The 16,797-nt window shown below is 53.6% G+C and carries 15 protein-coding genes and 1 tRNA gene; 6 read left to right on the top strand and 10 right to left on the bottom strand.

Going from position 1 to position 16,797, the window contains the following annotated elements; genetic code table 11:
- Positions 1-310: 310 nt before the first annotated feature.
- Together QWY83_RS10365 and QWY83_RS10360 are read left to right on the top strand one after the other, a co-directional pair.
- Positions 311-2,515 (top strand): fibronectin type III domain-containing protein, encoded by a 2,205-nt coding sequence (locus tag QWY83_RS10365; protein WP_249946244.1) that lies wholly within the window; start codon positions 311-313, stop codon positions 2,513-2,515.
- Between the two features lie 176 nt (positions 2,516-2,691).
- On the top strand, positions 2,692-3,942 hold the full coding sequence (locus QWY83_RS10360) for a hypothetical protein (RefSeq protein WP_249945943.1): 1,251 nt from the start codon (positions 2,692-2,694) through the stop codon (positions 3,940-3,942).
- 16 nt (positions 3,943-3,958) lie between these two features.
- Here the strand turns inward: QWY83_RS10360 and QWY83_RS10355 are convergent, their stop codons facing one another.
- From QWY83_RS10355 to hemC, 3 genes are all read right to left on the bottom strand, one after another.
- Complete coding sequence (locus tag QWY83_RS10355; protein WP_249945944.1) at positions 3,959-5,065, bottom strand: site-specific integrase; 1,107 nt, start codon at positions 5,063-5,065, stop codon at positions 3,959-3,961.
- A gap of 69 nt (positions 5,066-5,134) precedes the next feature.
- Positions 5,135-5,211 (bottom strand) — tRNA-Met (locus tag QWY83_RS10350).
- 115 nt (positions 5,212-5,326) lie between these two features.
- Positions 5,327-6,274, bottom strand: coding sequence for a hydroxymethylbilane synthase (hemC, locus tag QWY83_RS10345; protein WP_249945945.1), 948 nt, complete (start codon positions 6,272-6,274; stop codon positions 5,327-5,329).
- 86 nt (positions 6,275-6,360) lie between these two features.
- Between hemC and hemE the strand changes: the two genes are divergently transcribed.
- Positions 6,361-7,395 carry a uroporphyrinogen decarboxylase gene (gene hemE, locus QWY83_RS10340; protein ID WP_249945946.1) on the top strand — a complete coding sequence of 345 codons (1,035 nt, stop codon included), beginning with the start codon at positions 6,361-6,363 and terminating at the stop codon, positions 7,393-7,395.
- A 51-nt stretch (positions 7,396-7,446) separates the two neighbouring features.
- On the opposite strand, the gene QWY83_RS10335 is transcribed toward hemE, so the two are convergent.
- Entirely contained in the window at positions 7,447-8,067 is a 621-nt protein-coding gene (locus QWY83_RS10335; protein ID WP_249945947.1) for a LysE family translocator, read from the bottom strand.
- A complete protein-coding gene (gene hemF / locus QWY83_RS10330) occupies positions 8,058-8,936 on the bottom strand; it encodes an oxygen-dependent coproporphyrinogen oxidase (protein ID WP_435404517.1) in 879 nt (292 codons plus the stop codon). The genes QWY83_RS10335 and hemF overlap by 10 nt, the downstream gene beginning before the upstream one ends.
- Positions 8,937-9,049: 113 nt before the next feature.
- Here hemF and QWY83_RS10325 point away from each other — a divergent pair, with 113 nt between their 5' ends.
- Positions 9,050-9,436, top strand: a complete 387-nt coding sequence (locus QWY83_RS10325; protein ID WP_249945949.1) for a hypothetical protein — start codon at positions 9,050-9,052, stop codon at positions 9,434-9,436.
- Positions 9,437-9,442: 6 nt separating this feature from the next.
- On the opposite strand, the gene QWY83_RS10320 is transcribed toward QWY83_RS10325, so the two are convergent.
- From QWY83_RS10320 to clpS, 3 genes are read right to left on the bottom strand one after another with little or no spacing between them, the layout of a single operon-like run.
- Complete coding sequence (locus QWY83_RS10320) at positions 9,443-10,249, bottom strand: SDR family NAD(P)-dependent oxidoreductase (protein WP_249945950.1); 807 nt, start codon at positions 10,247-10,249, stop codon at positions 9,443-9,445.
- 30 nt (positions 10,250-10,279) lie between these two features.
- Complete coding sequence (locus tag QWY83_RS10315; protein WP_249945951.1) at positions 10,280-11,242, bottom strand: class I SAM-dependent methyltransferase; 963 nt, start codon at positions 11,240-11,242, stop codon at positions 10,280-10,282.
- A gap of 22 nt (positions 11,243-11,264) precedes the next feature.
- Positions 11,265-11,585 (bottom strand): ATP-dependent Clp protease adapter ClpS, encoded by a 321-nt coding sequence (gene clpS, locus QWY83_RS10310; RefSeq protein ID WP_435404524.1) that lies wholly within the window; start codon positions 11,583-11,585, stop codon positions 11,265-11,267.
- Between the two features lie 99 nt (positions 11,586-11,684).
- Between clpS and QWY83_RS10305 the strand changes: the two genes are divergently transcribed.
- Both QWY83_RS10305 and QWY83_RS10300 read left to right on the top strand, forming a co-directional pair.
- Entirely contained in the window at positions 11,685-12,374 is a 690-nt protein-coding gene (locus QWY83_RS10305) for an HAD family hydrolase (RefSeq protein ID WP_249945952.1), read from the top strand.
- Between the two features lie 189 nt (positions 12,375-12,563).
- On the top strand, positions 12,564-14,099 hold the full coding sequence (locus tag QWY83_RS10300; RefSeq protein ID WP_435404515.1) for a D-alanyl-D-alanine carboxypeptidase family protein: 1,536 nt from the start codon (positions 12,564-12,566) through the stop codon (positions 14,097-14,099).
- On the opposite strand, the gene QWY83_RS10295 is transcribed toward QWY83_RS10300, so the two are convergent.
- Positions 14,096-15,691: an ABC transporter ATP-binding protein gene (locus QWY83_RS10295; RefSeq protein WP_249945953.1), complete on the bottom strand. Its 1,596-nt coding sequence runs from the start codon at positions 15,689-15,691 to the stop codon at positions 14,096-14,098. The two genes, QWY83_RS10300 and QWY83_RS10295, sit on opposite strands and share 4 nt — an antisense overlap.
- Positions 15,688-16,797 carry an ABC transporter permease gene (locus QWY83_RS10290; protein ID WP_249945954.1) on the bottom strand — a complete coding sequence of 370 codons (1,110 nt, stop codon included), beginning with the start codon at positions 16,795-16,797 and terminating at the stop codon, positions 15,688-15,690. The genes QWY83_RS10295 and QWY83_RS10290 overlap by 4 nt, the downstream gene beginning before the upstream one ends.

The raw sequence follows: 16,797 nt of genomic DNA, 5'->3' as shown, positions 1-16,797 counted from the left end.
GATGTGAGCAGCCTAACAACAAAGAGTTTGAGTATATTGCGACACGGTCCAAAAAGGCTGCAAAGAAAGTCGCTGCTTAGTCAGTGATCTCACAGTTGCCGTGGAATATGTAGCCAACGTTCCTGAGTGACTTCATTGGGAAGATGTCACTGCGTCATTCCTGAACCGTCTATGGAGACGAAATAAGAGAACCTTCAGTGATCTGATCTGCTTGCCCCATCCATTGAGCCCAAAAGTGTATAACCTACTACAAAATGGGAGGCACATATGTTAATGGCTTCAAGCAAATGGACTTGAAGGCTTGATAAGCATGAATAACCAAGAGATTAGCATTAGTTTGAAGGGTGTTTTTAATAAGGGGCTAAAATCTCTACTCGTAGGACTTACCTGCCTCAACGCCAATACAGCATTGGCTTTTGATGCAGGCACTTCTGACCCCAACGATCGTCTTTACGAAAGTTTAATCGGTAACAACAATACTTGCTGGTTGGAAGTAGGATACCTGCAAGCCTCAGCAAACCTCACTCAAATTTTGATAGGCACGACTGTATCTGGAACGACCCGCTATTACTATTACAACGGTGGATATTATCGTTCGGCAACCAACACTTGGTCTAACACCGAAGCTAGTTACACATACTCATCGACAGGCTCAGCTGGCGAGCTGTCACCAGCTACGATCGCAACGATCATGACAGACTGTGGATGGAGTTCTGCCAACTTCACGGACAACACCCCCTCTTCAGGTTTTGCTGATGGCACAACCACTTTTGCAAATGCAACTACAGCCAGTTTCACCGTGGATTACACATATAATTCTCGGAATTTTTCATTCACTGGAGCGCTAACTGGCGCTGCTTCAGATGTTCCAACCACCAGTGCGGTTTATCTAGGCACTCCAAACCTCCCAACAAGTCTTTCCTCCGTCGTAGGAGATGGCTCAATTAGCCTTTCTTACACGGCTCCTTCTGACCTACCAACAGGTGCGGGAGAAACAGCCAACATCATCACAGATTACGAGTATGAACTCAACGGAGACGGTAACTGGATTTCCGCAAGCACTACTTCAACCTCTTTTACTATTTCCGGACTTACAAATGGCACCACGTATTCGGTCAAAGTACGAGCCGTAAATGGTGTAGGTGATGGCTTGGCATCTTCAGCCATTTCAGCTACCCCAATTACTGTACCCAATGCCCCAACTTCACTGTCAGCAATACTAAGCAACAACCAAGCAACCGTATCATTTACTGCTCCAACCAGCACTGGTGGATCAAATATCACGGATTATGAATACCAAATCGACAATGGGACATGGACGAGCTCTGGAACAACGACCAGCCCGGTAACTATTACAAGTGGCTTAATAACTGGTACCACACAATACGTTAAACTACGTGCAATTACATCTGTTGGGAACGGAACTGCATCCGCTCCGGTTGCATTAACTTCTGGTTCTCCACAATCGGTATTCACCCAAAACGAAGATGTAATCCGTGAACAAGTGCAATCAGTTGCTCTTCAAAGCATTCGCAACGGTGTTCAGGAGGCGTCAGGTTTCATGTCGTCAGCAAGGGATCGGTTTATCCTCTGTGGAAACGTATCAAGCGGTGCCTCATCTGCAACCTGTCCATCCAACATTCCTTTCGACATCGATGGCTCTGCATCTGTATCCACGACTTCAGCCAATATTGACGGTAGTTTCTTTGGTCAGTTTGGGAACTTTGATGGCAACTACAGACGCATGACGTCTGGGGACTTTAATCTTCAACGTGACGAGAATGGAAACACCACAGGTGCATTGTCTGGTCGCATAGCTTGGGAATACTTGTCGTCTGACACAGCCATGCTGGGTTGGTTTGTAGGTGCCGAGTATATTCAGTCCGACATGACTGGCACCTTTACAGGTGATCAGACCTCTTTCGGGGCCTCAATCGGTGGTTACTTCGTAACCGAACTACAAAACCAGCTGTACCTAGATGGTCACCTCACGATTAAGCAGAACGAACATGATCTGCAGTTAACAAACGGGACACTTGATCTCGATAGTATCTACCATAGCACGTCTGTTCTAAGTGGCCTGACGCTGACTGGTGTGACTACCATTGATGAGAGTTCTGAACTTTGGCCAACGTTCTCGATCAATGCTGCTCGTGCAGACCTCGGCACCATTGGTTTTACTGGCACAGCCTATGGCCTGACAGACAGCACACTTTCGATGGACGGTGGCCTCGTGTCGTATGCAGATGTCTCCGTAGCACCCAAGTACCGTGCAGCCATGGACGGTCAGACACTGGCCAATAGTCTGCTGGTGGCTACTGTGACACCTAAAGCAATGTGTGAGTACACGGAGTTAAGCAGCTCTACCTCTCGTAACTGCGGCACAGGTCTCCTGCTCGGCCTCCTAGGCACGACCAAGGACGGCAACGGGACCCTCGAACTCGAGTTGGGCCTCGACAGCATTGGTGGGGCTACACGGCATTCAGTGGCTCTGAACGCAGACCTGAGATACTGACTTAGATCACATTTTGAAGATACAGGAGGCGGCCTTTAGGCCGTCTCTTTTTGTTTATACAGCACTTGAAATTATACTCTAAACCCCCATCTAAAAAAGGTCCCAGTATACCTTTAAAGATGAACCCTCAAAGTAGTAACCCTACTAGTCCACATATTTACTCAGGTTAGACCGATATGATCGATATAGACTTATCCAAAGGTACCTTTGTTAGACCTGTCTGGACAGAACAAACTGGTCAACTTGAGGGTATATTCTCACAGCTAAACTTCTCGACAAAAGGTGCGAAGCATAACGAGAAAAGACGGATAGTGTTTGGCTCTATAGTCAGAGCAGCTTCGATCGATCCTGATCATCAGGTGTATTGGATTACCAATCGAAGTAAGCATCAATCTGAGAACTATCCAGTTTCCCTAAAAGTCATGACCACTGTAGTTGAAGCCATGCAAATGGCTGGCTGGATATCGTTGGTGCCAAATCAGTTAGCTAAGGACGGATATGCCAGACGTTGGACTGTATCGTCTGAACTCATAGCATCCATTCCTGACGGTTTGCTCTGGTTTGATACTATGCCAGAAAGGCCAAGACTGGCTAAACACCAACTTATAAAAATCAATCATCGTACACTTAAGAAATATCACCTTCAGGCAGGTTACAGACTGCCTGCCAAACGACATACGACAGAGCAGTTAGAAGCAATCCAATCTGAACTTGAAGAACTCAACACTCTGGCTATGACCCATAGTTTCGACGGCCTCTTTTCCAACAAAGGAGAACCCAGAACTTTCAGAGGATTTTACAGAACATTTGCTCATGACCTCTTTGGGGCAGGCAGAACCTATGGAGGTTGTGAGCAGATGTCTGAATCCAAGAGGCTCAATATCATGATCGATGGTGAGCCAGTATCTGAGGTAGACATAACCTCATGCCAACCGACTATCCTATTCAGCCGAAGCCGATCCAATCTACAAATGCAAGCACTCGAAGAATCCCCTTCGGGAGAAGACTACTACCAAAACGTCGTGAATGGCCTGAACAATTTATTAACGAGAGAGCAGGTAAAAGCTATCGTCACCAAGGCTCTTGGCAATGCCAATTTCCCTCGGGATAGATGGCCTCATGGTATGAAAGTGAAAGGTGTGAAGTGGCAATCTGTAGCTAACATCTTTCTAGAACAAATGCCTTTTCTTGACCTGCTAGAGCCAGTCAAAGAGGACACCTTTACCCTCCAACACACGGAGGCAGATATCCTCTTTCGAACCCTTTATGGATTGTACAAATACAAGAACATTGCTGCCCTACCAGTCCATGATTCACTAGTGGTCCCAGCTATACATGCAGAGACGACAGCAGCTGCACTGAGATCAACTTTTTGGTACAAAACGGGTGTGGTACCTCGAATAAAAGTGAAGACCGCACAATCGTAATCAGGCCCAATTCTGACTACTTTAGTGTGACCCGATCCATCCAAGTGGTTAACTGATCAACCTCATAACCACGTCCATATTTGGAACCCATGGTGTTGACAGAGGACCACCCACCAACCTGATCAATCATTTCCAATGGTGCCTCAACAGCCCTCAGTCGATCTCTCATGGTATGCCTTAAGCAGTGTGCAGTTAGCCCACCAAACCTTGCTTTGATCCATTTGTTAAGGGCATTGCTTGCATGTGTAGGTACGAACCCACTAGGCCTGCAATACCGAGGGAATACAAACATTCCATCAGAGCCACGTAGAGCCTCTCTCATGGCCTTCTCTGCATAACCCAGCAACGGGAGGCTTCGTTCACTACCAGCCGTCTTAAGCCTTCTGTGAGGGTGTGGACGTATGTGAATGACACCCTGATCCAGATCGACATCCTCAAGCCTCAAGCCAACAATCTCTCCGATACGGCAACCTGTTTCTCCGAGGATAGGGAAAAGCAGTCTTACAGTGCTCTTCGAAGCCAATGTTTCTTCATACCCCTCACGAAGCTGATCAATCGTGAACGTACCTCGTCGTTTGACGTCCAACCCCTCGCCCGAGATTACAACACGAGAGAACGGATTACGTTTCTCAATATCCAACTCGGCATAAGCGTAGTTCAAAACTGCACAGATGGAGTTGATACGTTTGCGGATGGTTGCCGTCATAACACCCCGAGCATGGAGTTGTCCGACCATCATTCTTGCGTCTTCTCTTTTGTAGCTAGCAACCTCTTTGTCACCAGCTACGGAGAACAACTCACGTGCTGCTAGGTCATGTAACTTGGGGTTTATCCTTCTGATCTCAACATACTCTTCCATAAGGTCTGAATACCTGAGCAGCCTAGGCTTGAGGTTTTCGATGATGGCTTTGTAGTTAAGCAAACAGCCAGTATCAAAGCTGCCACGTAGTAACGGCACCAACTGGTTAGTTAGATTCTGAGCAACTTCAGGATCATCGGACAATCGACAACGTATCAGCTTGCCGTATTGACCCTGTGCCTTTTCAGGAACACGTATATTCAGGTTATAGAAACCGTCACGGTACAAAGTGTGCCGTATGACTGTGTGAGTAGATGTGTGCATTTCGGGCACCTTTCCAAGAGAACAATCTCGGAAAAACCCATGCTTTTCATCAACGTATATCTGGGGGTTTGGTGGCGGTGCAGGGACTCGAACCCCGGACACAAGGATTATGATTCCTCTGCTCTAACCAACTGAGCTACACCGCCGAAAGTGCGGGCGGAATATTATTGGCTGGGGTCCGCGTCAAGAGGCAAAGCCAGCTTTTTTCATTCCGACCGACGAAAAAACAAAGCCGCCATTTTTGGCGGCCTTGAAACTCTATTAAAAGAAGCGTCCGCCCGCCCTATCGAGCAAGGTTTTAGCCAAGGCTTGGCCCAAAGCGGGACCTTCGCTGATCGGACCAGAGACTTCATCGCTCAGGGATTGCGAACCGTCGATGCGCAAAATCTCTCCGCGAAGGCGCAGAGTGTCGCCCTTTAGTTCTGCCAAACCGCCAATGGGTGTTTCACACGACCCGTCCAGAGCCGCTAGAAACGCCCGCTCAGCAGCGAGCCGCTGCCCTGTCGGGGTGTGGTGGATCGCAGCCAGCATCATAGCTGCGCGTTCATCATCTACGCGGCGTTCGATCCCGATTGCACCCTGCGCAACGGCGGGCAGCATTTCTTCGACTTCGATGGCCACGCGCGGCACGTCGGTCATGTTCAAACGATTCAAACCTGCCATCGCGAGGAAAGTCGCATCCGCAACTCCATCGCCCAATTTCTTCAACCGCGTCTGAACGTTACCACGAAATTCCACGATTCTCAGATCGGGACGGCGATTCAAAAGCTGTGCTTTACGGCGCAGGGATGACGTCCCAACCAAGGCACCTTCGGGCAGAGCGGCCAAGCCACCCTCTTTCAACGACACAAAGGCGTCACGCACATCTTCACGCGGGAGATAACAATCGAGCACAAGCCCATCAGGCTGTGCGACAGGCATGTCTTTCATCGAATGAACCGCGATATCGATCCGACCATCCAACATGGCCTCTTCGATTTCTTTGGTAAACAGACCCTTATTGCCGATTTCCTTGAGCGGACGATCCGCATCGATCATCGAACGATCATCGCCTGTGGTCTTAATCACAACGATCTCAAAGGCACCCTCGGGCAGATCAAAGGCCGCCATCAAACGAGCGCGGGTTTCGTAGGCTTGCGCCAGCGCCAGTGGCGAACCACGGGTTCCGATCATAAGCGGTTCAGCGGGTGTGGGCAAAATCATGGTCATATGCGCTTTCTAGCCGCGCCTTTGCGTGCCAGCAATGGCTTGACTTGCCCTGCGTCATTGGCGACCAACCACGGGAACGAAAAGGAATGACCATGACAAAGACGATCTTGCGCGCTCTTGCCGGTGAAAAACTGCCTACCCCGCCAATTTGGATGATGCGGCAAGCAGGACGGTATCTCCCTGAATATCGCGCAACCCGTGCGCAAGCAGGGGATTTCCTGTCACTTTGCTACAATTCGGAACTCGCCGCAGAGGTCACCTTGCAACCGATCCGCCGTTACGGATTCGACGCAGCGATTCTTTTTGCAGACATTTTGCTTTTGCCGCAGGCCTTGGGCGTCGATCTTTGGTTTGAAACGGGCGAGGGTCCGCGAATGACAACGGTCACGACACCTGCGGAACTCAAGGCGCTCAAGCCGATTGATCAGATCGATGAAGTTCTGAACCCTGTTTACGAAACAGTCAAAATTCTCTCGCGTGAATTGCCCAAGGAAACGACGCTGATCGGTTTCGCTGGCGCACCATGGACGGTTGCGACCTATATGATCGCAGGCCGCGGGACGCCGGATCAGGGCCCTGCACACGCTTTGAAAGCCGCCGACCGTGCGACCTTTGCGGCGCTCATCGACCTTCTGACAGATGCGACCATCGAATACCTGTCCAAACAGGTCGTCGCAGGGGCAGAGGTCGTTAAGATTTTCGACAGTTGGGCTTGCAGCCTTCAGGGTCAGGACTTCTACGATTTCGCGGTTGAACCCGCCCGACGGATTACCGCAGCGCTGAAAAACCGCTACCCTGATTTGCCCGTCATCGCCTTCCCGCGTGGTGCCGGTGAACGCTATGAGGGGCTGCACGAAAAGATCGGCGCCGATTGTATTGCGCTCGACGACGGCGTTTCGCCTGAATGGGCGGCAGCTCACGTGCAAACAGGCGGCTGCGTTCAAGGCAACCTCGCCTCTCATCACATGGTCACGGGTGGCGACGACCTGATCCGCGAAACGCGCAAAGTTGTGGATGCGCTGTCTAATGGGCCGCACATCTTTAACCTCGGTCACGGGATCACACCTGATGCGAGCCCTGACAACGTTCAATTGATGATCGATACGGTGCGCGGCGCATAATCTGATCGTTCGACACTCTTCAAACGGGGGCCTTCGGGTCCCCGTTTTGCGCTAACCCCGCGTTTTCCACGCAAACCAAAACGCGACCAAGGCCAGAGCGACCGACAAGACTCGCCGCAGGACCAACCTTTTTCTCGGGTTTTCGAGAAGGGTCTGTGCCGTCCCTGCCAAGCCGACAATCGCCGCATGGATCGCCGTCGCGACGACCACATAGACAATGGACAACGTAACTGTCTGCGGCATCACCGCGACGCCATCTACGACAAAACCCGGCAAAACGGCGATGTAGAATACGGCTGCTTTGGGGTTCAGAAGGTTCGTGATCAGACCGCGCCGAAAGAACAACACCAACGGCGAGCCGAGCGCGGCGTGTTCGATCTCTTCCTCAGAATCGCGCCAACCATCATAGGCCAACCACAGTAGATAGAGCACACCGCCCCAGCGTAAAGTTTGATACAGAACGGCCGAGGCATTGATCATCGCCCCAACGCCCAGCGCCGCCGCGATCCCGACCAAGGCCAGTCCGAGCGCAACGCCTGCCACAGCCGCAAAGCCATAACGCCGCCCCTCACAGGCCGCGACAACGGCAAGATAGGCCATGTTCGGCCCAGGCGTCAGTTCAATCAGAAACGACGCTAGGGCAAATTGCAGGATCGACTGGGTTAGATCCATTTCGCCATCGGAGGTAGGCTCATCAGAACCGCGTTAGCATCGTGACCAGTGGCGAGGCCGAATTTGGTGCCGCGATCGTAAACAAGATTATACTCGGCATAGAGGCCACGGTGGATCAATTGCGTATCCTTATCCGCCTCAGTCCACGGCGTGTTGCGCCGTTTTTCGGTCACCGGAAGATACGCGGGCAAAAACGCACGACCGATGTCTTGGGTCAGTGCGAAATCGGCTTCCCAATCGCCAGAATTGCGGTCGTCCATAAAGATACCGCCAACACCACGTGCGCGACCACGGTGTGGAACGTAGAAATACTCATCCGCCCAAGCCTTTAGTTCGGGGTAGAGGTGGTCGCCATGCGGGTCGAGATGCTGTTTTTGCACGTCGTGGAAATGCTGGGTGTCCTCGGAATACTCGATGCATGGGTTGAGGTCCGAGCCGCCGCCAAACCACCACGCCGCAGGGGTCCAGAACATCCGTGTATTCATGTGGACAGCGGGCGCATGTGGGTTTTGCATGTGCGCCACGAGCGAAATTCCCGACGCCCAGAAACGCGGGTCATCTTCAACGCCGGGAACGCCTCGGGCTGCCATCGATTTCTGTGCGGCCACACCCAAGGAACCATAAACAGTCGACACGTTCACGCCGACCTTTTCGAACACGCGACCACCGCGCATCACGCTCATAAGACCGCCGCCTGCATCCTCGCCTGCGTCGCCCTGACGTTTCGTTTCCGTGACTTCAAAACGGCCAACAGGTAGCGAAGCCGTCGGGCCTTCAGTCTGGGTGTCTTCAAGGTTTTCAAAAGCCGCGACGATGTCGTCTCTTAATTGACGGAACCATGCGGATGCGCGTGCTTTTTCATCAGCCATTTGCTCTGTCATCGGGACACCTTTCGTCGTGCTATTGAATATCACTCGGCCATAGCATTGATATGAAGGCGAAACCACACCGCAGATGTGTGACCAATTGACGGAGATTCGATATGCGTGCTGCCCTGATCCTTTTGCCACTCGTTGCTTTGGCAGCCTGTGGCACACCTCGCGAACGTTGCATCAACGAGGTGACCTCGAACCAGCGCACATTGAACGCACTGATCGCAGAAACCCAAGCGAACATTGATCGCGGCTATGCGCTCGCTGAACGGTCCGAAGTTGTGACGATTGATCGGACTTGCACGCAAACGCTCGAGTCTGGCGAAGAGGTTCGTTTCCCCTGCGACGAAGTGATGACCCGCGAATACAAAGTGCCTGTGGCGATTGACCTGAACGCAGAACAGGCAAAGCTTCAGTCGCTCATTCAGCGCCGCGAGGCTATGGCCTCAACCGTTCAAGACGGCATCAACCAGTGCGTTGCTATTCACCCTGAATAAACGGGTTTAGTGGGCGGCGCATCCGACGGGATCGATCAGGGTGCGCCCGCCGTCCACGGTGATAATCTGCCCCGTGACAAAGCCAGACGCCTCGCACGCGAGATACTGAACGGCATCGCAAACCTCAGAAGCGCTCGCGATGCGATTCAGCGGCGTGTGACACAGGATGTCTTCGCGGTATCCATCATGCTCTTTCAACGCACCCTTTAGGCTCGCGCTCATGACGCTGCCGAAGGCAACAGAGTTAACGCGAATACGATGCGGAGCCAGCGCAACAGCCAGCGACCGTGTCATTTGATCCGCCGCAGCCGTCGATACCGAATAGGCCAAAAGATCAGGATGCGTGCGTCGTGCCGCAATGGACGACAAGTTGATGATCGCGCCGACTTGCTGTTTATCCTGCCCCTCAGCCAGTTTCACCATCCGACGCGCTACTGCCTGCGACAACCGTAGACCAGCGAGCATGTTCTGCTCTAGCAGCATCGAAACGCTGTCATCATCAGGGTTGAGCGGGTCCGTCAGGACGATCTGACGGGCCGCATTCACGAGGATGTCGATCTGTTCGAACGCATCCACTGTCGCAGAGAGCAGGTTTTTGATCGTAAGCTTCTTACGAAGATCACCCGCAAAGATACGAGCAGGCCCGCTGTCAGCCTCGATCTCCACGCCGATCTCGCGCTGAAGTGCGGCTTCGTCCATGTCCGCGAACACCACATTCGCGCCCTGTTCGATGAAATGCCGTCCGATTGCCAAACCGACGCCATTCGCGGCGCCCGTCACAATCGCGGTTTTACCTTCGATGGAAAAAGACATTGGACTCTCCCGAGTGTCGACTGTCAGAGCTTAGCGGATTGGGCGGAAGGCGTGGAACAATTTAAATGCACCATCGCCACCGATCTCTTTGACTTCTTTGAAATGGTCATTGAGCGCAGCCTCATAAGGCAGGTGTCGGTTCGCAACCATCCACAAGTGCCCAGAGGTCGTGAGGTTCCGCGCGGCATTGGCGATAAAGGCACGGCCCAATGAAGGGCTTCCTTCGCGGCCAATGTGGAACGGCGGGTTAATGACGATGCCACCATAACTGTCGGGCGCCTTCCATGTAGTGGCATCCGCCCAATGGAACGCCGCACGATCATCAGGCACATTGAGACGCGCACAATCGAGGGCGACTTTTTCCGCCTCAATCAGATCGATGCTCTCAACCCCTTCGCGTTTCAGAACCGTGTCAGACAGATAGCCCCAGCCTGCGCCAAAATCGGCCATCCGTTTGGGCAATTTATCAGGCAAAGCAGAGGCAAGCTGTTTCGAGCCGCGATCCACCTGACCATCAGAGAACACACCTGCGCTGGTATAGAACCCGTTCTCGCCTTTGATCGGATCGCCCAGCGCCCAATCTGCGAATTGGTTTTCGCCGCCAAACCAGAAAAGACGGCCATGCGATTTGGTCACGCTCGGCAGATCGCCCAGCGCCTTGCGGCATTCTTTGAACAGACTGTCGATCCCATCGGTCTTCTGACCGTCGATCAGAACCAAGGACGATTTCGCAGCCTCAGCAACCATCGCACGCGCCAGAGCCTTGGCCCGCGGCACAACGACAATCGTCACCGGCGCCTCAACTGGATCGAGGCTATAGCCCGCTCCTGACCACGAAACCGCATCTGGTTTGAACCCTGTATCAATCCACAGGTTATCACGAGCGAACATCGACAAGTCGTAATCCGCCGCGGGACGCATGACGCGAATTGGACCTTCGGGCAGGACGATGAGCCCATCATTCAGGGCAGTAGCTAATCTGGATTTGGACATCTGTGAACGGTGACGCGGGGCGTCACTCTTTCTCCATTGTGCATTGCAACGGGTGCTGATGACGCTGCGCGAAATCCATCACTTGCGTCACTTTGGTTTCAGCAATTTCGTAGGAATAAACGCCGACGACGGCGACGCCTTTTTTGTGAACGGTGAGCATTAGCTCGAACGCTTGGGCATGGTTCATACCAAAGAAACGTTCCAACACGTGCACGACGAATTCCATCGGCGTGTAGTCGTCGTTCAGGATGAGCACCTTATACAACGGCGGACGCTTGGTCTTGGGCCGCACGTCAAGTTTGACGCCGATATCATTATCGTCGTCATTCCCCTCGGCCATCATAAAGAAGTCAGTTCGCTTCATGCTCTCACTAGTCGTAACTGTCCGCTGCGTTATATAATCTTATTAGGGCCTAAGAAAACCCCCAGCAGGAGCTAAGGCATGCCACACCGTTGGACGATCGCATTCGACGCAGATGATACCCTTTGGCACAACGAAAAGTTCTTTCAAATGAGCCAAGAGCGATTTGCCGAATTGCTGGCAGATTATGTTGATCCTCATGACCTTCGGGCGCGGCTTTTGGCGGCCGAACGCAGAAATTTGCGGTTCTATGGGTATGGGATCAAAGGGTTCACCCTTTCGATGATCGAAACCGCTCTTGCTGTGACAGATGCAAAACTCCCTGGGCATATCACTTTGGCGCTGATTGATATGGGGCGCGATATGCTGGCGCATCCGATCAATTTGCTGCCTCACGTTGAGAAGGTGATCCCCGAACTGGCAAATTCAACGCAGATCGTCCTAATCACCAAAGGCGATCTCTTGGATCAAGAGCGCAAACTCGCCCAATCCAACCTTGGGGACTACTTCTCGTCCGTCGAAATTGTCAGCGACAAGACCGCCGCCGTGTATCAACGTATTTTTGCACGATTTGAGACCCCTCGCGTTATGATGGTCGGCAATTCGTTGAAGTCCGACATTATCCCCGCGATCGAGGCAGGTGGCTGGGGCATTTACGTTCGACACGAGCTGACGTGGGAATTAGAACACGCTGAAGAGCCTGAACACGCCCGATATCACCGACTCGAAAGTCTGGGCGACCTACCCAAGTTGATAGCCGAACTCGCCTGACGCGCCGCCCCATTTCCGCCACAATCGCCGATATAGCGGATCACCAACAATCGACCACCAGATATGGCGTTGCAGTTCAACCACCCGATGAAAGTGCTTTGAAATAAGGTGTTTTCGGCTGAATCCGACCGTGTTACTCTCTCCTTAATCAATAAGGCATCCAGCGTCAGATTGGAGCCATGAGGCAGTATGAGGCAAACCGTGGCAGGTCGTCCGAAATTTCGGGCCCTAATGGGTCTATTTGTGTCAGTCGCATTGGTCTTTGCGATGTGGGTTCCGCAGACTGCTGTCGCAGGCCCTGGTGCAACCTATGTGATGGACGCGCGCACTGGCGAAGTGATCCAGTCCTATAACGCAGACACGCCACTTCACCCAGCCTCACTCACCAAAATGATGACCCTCTACATCGCGTTCCAAGCCATCGAACGCGGAGAGATCAGCCCCGACACGATGGTCAAAATCACGTCTGAGGCAGCCGCGGAGCCACCCAGCAAGCTCGGCCTGCGCACGGGTCAGGAAATCCGACTTCGGTATTTGATCCGCGCTGCGGCTGTGAAGTCTGCAAACGATGCGGCGACTGCGATCGGTATCGCGCTCGAAGGGTCCGAAGCAGCTTTTGCGCGTCGTATGAACCGTATGGCCCAATCTATGGGCATGTCGCGGTCGTCGTTCCGCAATGCGAACGGCCTCACTCAGAACGGTCACATGTCCACCGCGCACGACATGGCTATTCTTGGCCGTCACCTCGTCTACGATTTCCCGCAGTATTATAACATCTTCTCGCGCCGCTCGACCGATGCTGGCATGGCAGAAGTGTATAACACCAACCGCCGTTTCCTGAATGCCTACGAGGGCGCGGACGGCATTAAGACCGGCTTTACCAGCGCTGCTGGTTACAACCTTGTCGCTTCTGCACAGCGCGGCAACGTGCGCATCATTGCATCCGTCTTTGGCGCGTCGTCTGTCGCCGCACGCAACGCCCGTGCTGCAGAACTCCTCGACATGGGCTTTGCTCAAGCGCCGCGTAACGCACGCATCCAACGCCCACCCCTGCCCGCCTATCAGCCTGGTAGCAGCTCGAATGATGAACCGCAGATGATCGCCGCAAACGTGACCGATGTTCCGGGCGCAGCGGGCCGCACCATTCGCGTAACCGGTGCCGTGACATCCAGCCCACGTCCGACCCCGCGCCCAGTATCCGAACAAGCGGTTGTGGCCGTTGTCGCAGACGCCGAGGACATCGAGAACGCTCTAGCTGCCGCGATGGAAGTCGCCACGATCGAACCTGTGGCTGAAGTCATCGAAGAAGCCCCACAAGTCGTCGTTGCCCAAGCGGTCCCGCGTCCCGAAGCACGCCCCGCAGCCTTTATCCAAGCCTCCGCTCCAGTTGAAATCGAAGAGGTCGTCACTGATCCCGCCGATGTTGCCGTGGCTGTGGCTGCAGCGACAGGTCCCGAAGTTGTAACCCGTGTATCCACATCAGGTGGCCGTCACTGGGGCATCAACGTAGGTCGTTTTGGATCGCGCTATGAGGCGGAACGTATTCTCGTCCGTGTTGCCCTGAACGAAATGGCGACCCTCGATGGATCGCTACGCCGCGTGGTGCAAAGCCCCCGTGGGTTCGACGCCAACTTTATGGGCATGTCACGCGAAACGGCTGAACTCGCCTGTCGTCGCCTACAAGCACGTGGTCAAAACTGCTTTATGATCGGCAGCGAAGGTTAAGTCGCTGCCCGACCTTCAAAGGCAGCAGCCATGAGCGCACGGGTGTAGTCCGACTGCGGAGCGTCAAAGATTTGCGCCGCAATGCCTGCCTCTACAACATCGCCAGCACGCATCACCATGATCTTGTGGGACAATGCACGCACGACCTTGAGGTCGTGGCTGATGAACAAATAGGCCAGCCCGTGCTTGCACTGAAGGTCGCGCAACAGGTCTACGATTTGCACCTGCACCGTCATATCCAGCGCAGAGGTCGGTTCGTCCAAGACCACAAGTTTCGGCCGCAAGATCATCGCCCGTGCAATTGCGATACGCTGCCGTTGACCACCCGAAAATTCGTGCGGGTATCGGTGCATCATCTCAGGGTCCAACCCAACCTCAGCCATGATCTCAGCAACCATCTCGCGCGGGCTTTGACCACGTTCGACACCGTGTACGGTTAGACCTTCGGCGATGATTTGTTCGACGGTCATACGCGGCGAGAGAGAGCCAAAGGGGTCTTGGAACACGATCTGCATGCCGCTGCGCAAGGGCCGCATTTGCTTCTGGTTCAACCCATCAACAGCCTGACCCATGAACACGATCCGCCCTTCAGATCGGATCAATCGCATGATTGCGAGAGCGAGGGTCGTTTTCCCCGATCCTGATTCACCCACGATCCCCAATGTTTCGCCCGCATGGACGGTTAGGGTCGCATCGTTCACAGCTTTGACGTAGCCCGTGGTGCGCCGCATCAATCCGCGTTTGATCGGGAACCAAATCTTGAGGTTTTGGGTCTCTGCAATGACAGGCGCGTTCTCTGGCACAGGCGCTGGCTCACCAGCCGCCTCAGCCGCCAAGAGCATCTGAGTGTAAGGATGCTGCGGATTGCTGAAAATCTCAGCCGTCGGTCCCGTCTCAACGATCTCACCGTCTTTCATCACACAGACCTTGTCCGCGATTTTTCGAACGATCGTCAGGTCATGCGTGATAAAGAGCATCGCCATGCCCTCTTTGCGCTTTAGGTCCTCCATCAGGTCGAGGATCTGCGCCTGAATGGTCACGTCCAACGCGGTCGTAGGTTCGTCAGCGATCAGCAGGTCAGGCCCGTTGGCAAGTGCCATTGCGATCATGACCCTCTGTCGCTGCCCCCCCGAAAGCTCGTGCGGATAGCTCGTCAATCGCGACTCAGCATCGCGGATACCCACACGGTCGAGCAACTCGATGATGCGGTCGCGCACCTTTGGACCACGCAAACCTTGGTGCAGTTCAATGGACTCGCCCAACTGCTTCTCAATCGTGTGCAGCGGGTTGAGCGAGGTCATCGGCTCTTGGAAGATGAAGCTGATGTCATTGCCCCGTACGCGGCGCAAAGTGGCATCTGATGCGCCCACCATTTCTTCGCCATTGTAGCGGATCGACCCCGACACCTGAGCACTATCCGCCAACAGGTCTACCGTCGACAAAGCCGTCACCGATTTGCCAGAGCCCGACTCACCGACCAGCGCAACAGTCTCGCCCTTTTCAACGGTAAAGGACACGCCACAGACAGCCCGCGTTGTTTGGCTGTCCTGTCGGAAATCGACGCAGAGGTTTGTGACCTCGAGCAAACTCATGAGAAGGTCTTTCGCGGGTCAAAGGCATCGCGCACGCCCTCGAAGATAAACACGAGGAGCGAAAGCATAAATGCAAAGGTAAAGAACGCCGTAAAGCCAAGCCACGGCGCCTGAAGGTTCCGTTTGGCTTGAAGGGTCAAGTCACCTAGGGACGGCGCGGACGATGGCAGGCCAAAGCCAAGAAAATCGAGGCTGGCCAGCGTCGCGATTGCACCCGTGACCAAGAACGGCAACATCGTCACCGTCGCCACCATCGCATTGGGGAGCACGTGTCGGAACATGATTGTCCTGTCACCTACCCCGAGCGCACGCGCGGCACGCACGTATTCGAAATTTCGGGCGCGCAGGAATTCAGCCCGCACGACACCGACCAAGGCAGGCCAACCGAACAACACGGTGATAAAAACCAAAAGCCAGAAGGATTTTCCCAAAATCGCGACGAGGATGATCATCACATAGAGCGACGGCATCCCTCCCCAGATTTCAATGAACCGCTGAAAACCAAGGTCGACCCAGCCACCGAAGTATCCTTGGACCGCGCCAGCGACGATGCCGATGACCGAGGACACGCCGACCACCATCATTGCGAAAAAGATCGACAGTCGGAAACCATAGATCACGCGTGCCAGAACGTCGCGTTTGGTATCGTCTGTGCCCAAGAGGTTCGTGTCCGATGGAGGTGCAGGAGCGACGCCACGCACATCGACAATCGTATCGTAGGAATAAGGGATGACGGGCCAGACCATCCAACCCTTGGCGAAGTCCTCAACCTCGGGTGTGCCGCCTGTCGTTACTGTTTCGTAGATGCCTTCTGGGTCATCAAAACACTCTACCGCGCCGCCAGACACGATCAGGCATTTCACCTCGATTGAGGAGTAAATAGCCTCAGTCGCGAAATCGCCGCCAAAATCCTTTTCTGAATAAAAGGACAAAACGGGGCTTCGCAGTTCACCACGGTAGCTGACAAGGATCGGTTTATCGTTGGCGATGAACTCGGCAAAGAGGCTAAGCACGAAACATGCACCTAGGATGATCAGAGACCAAACCGCACGACGGTTTCGTTTGAAGTTGCGCCAGCGACGCTGATTGAGTGGAGACAGACGCAT

The sequence above is a fragment of the Marivivens donghaensis genome (assembly GCF_030410045.1).
Lineage (GTDB): Bacteria > Pseudomonadota > Alphaproteobacteria > Rhodobacterales > Rhodobacteraceae > Marivivens > Marivivens donghaensis.
The sequence above is the reverse complement of the archived record's forward strand: the minus strand, read 5'-3'. Positions and strand labels throughout refer to the sequence as shown.

Excerpts from the sequence above, each read along its gene's own strand:
- QWY83_RS10365 (WP_249946244.1), top strand. The coding sequence starts at position 311 with ATGAATAACCAAGAGATTAGCATTAGTTTGAAGGGTGTTTTTAATAAG.
- QWY83_RS10360 (WP_249945943.1), top strand. The coding sequence starts at position 2,692 with ATGATCGATATAGACTTATCCAAAGGTACCTTTGTTAGACCTGTCTGG.
- QWY83_RS10355 (WP_249945944.1), bottom strand. The coding sequence starts at position 5,065 with ATGCACACATCTACTCACACAGTCATACGGCACACTTTGTACCGTGAC.
- hemC (WP_249945945.1), bottom strand. The coding sequence starts at position 6,274 with ATGACCATGATTTTGCCCACACCCGCTGAACCGCTTATGATCGGAACC.
- hemE (WP_249945946.1), top strand. The coding sequence starts at position 6,361 with ATGACCATGACAAAGACGATCTTGCGCGCTCTTGCCGGTGAAAAACTG.
- QWY83_RS10335 (WP_249945947.1), bottom strand. The coding sequence starts at position 8,067 with ATGGATCTAACCCAGTCGATCCTGCAATTTGCCCTAGCGTCGTTTCTG.
- hemF (WP_435404517.1), bottom strand. The coding sequence starts at position 8,936 with ATGGCTGATGAAAAAGCACGCGCATCCGCATGGTTCCGTCAATTAAGA.
- QWY83_RS10325 (WP_249945949.1), top strand. The coding sequence starts at position 9,050 with ATGCGTGCTGCCCTGATCCTTTTGCCACTCGTTGCTTTGGCAGCCTGT.
- QWY83_RS10320 (WP_249945950.1), bottom strand. The coding sequence starts at position 10,249 with ATGTCTTTTTCCATCGAAGGTAAAACCGCGATTGTGACGGGCGCCGCG.
- QWY83_RS10315 (WP_249945951.1), bottom strand. The coding sequence starts at position 11,242 with ATGTCCAAATCCAGATTAGCTACTGCCCTGAATGATGGGCTCATCGTC.
- clpS (WP_435404524.1), bottom strand. The coding sequence starts at position 11,585 with ATGATGGCCGAGGGGAATGACGACGATAATGATATCGGCGTCAAACTT.
- QWY83_RS10305 (WP_249945952.1), top strand. The coding sequence starts at position 11,685 with ATGCCACACCGTTGGACGATCGCATTCGACGCAGATGATACCCTTTGG.
- QWY83_RS10300 (WP_435404515.1), top strand. The coding sequence starts at position 12,564 with ATGAGGCAAACCGTGGCAGGTCGTCCGAAATTTCGGGCCCTAATGGGT.
- QWY83_RS10295 (WP_249945953.1), bottom strand. The coding sequence starts at position 15,691 with ATGAGTTTGCTCGAGGTCACAAACCTCTGCGTCGATTTCCGACAGGAC.
- QWY83_RS10290 (WP_249945954.1), bottom strand. The coding sequence starts at position 16,797 with ATGCGTCTGTCTCCACTCAATCAGCGTCGCTGGCGCAACTTCAAACGA.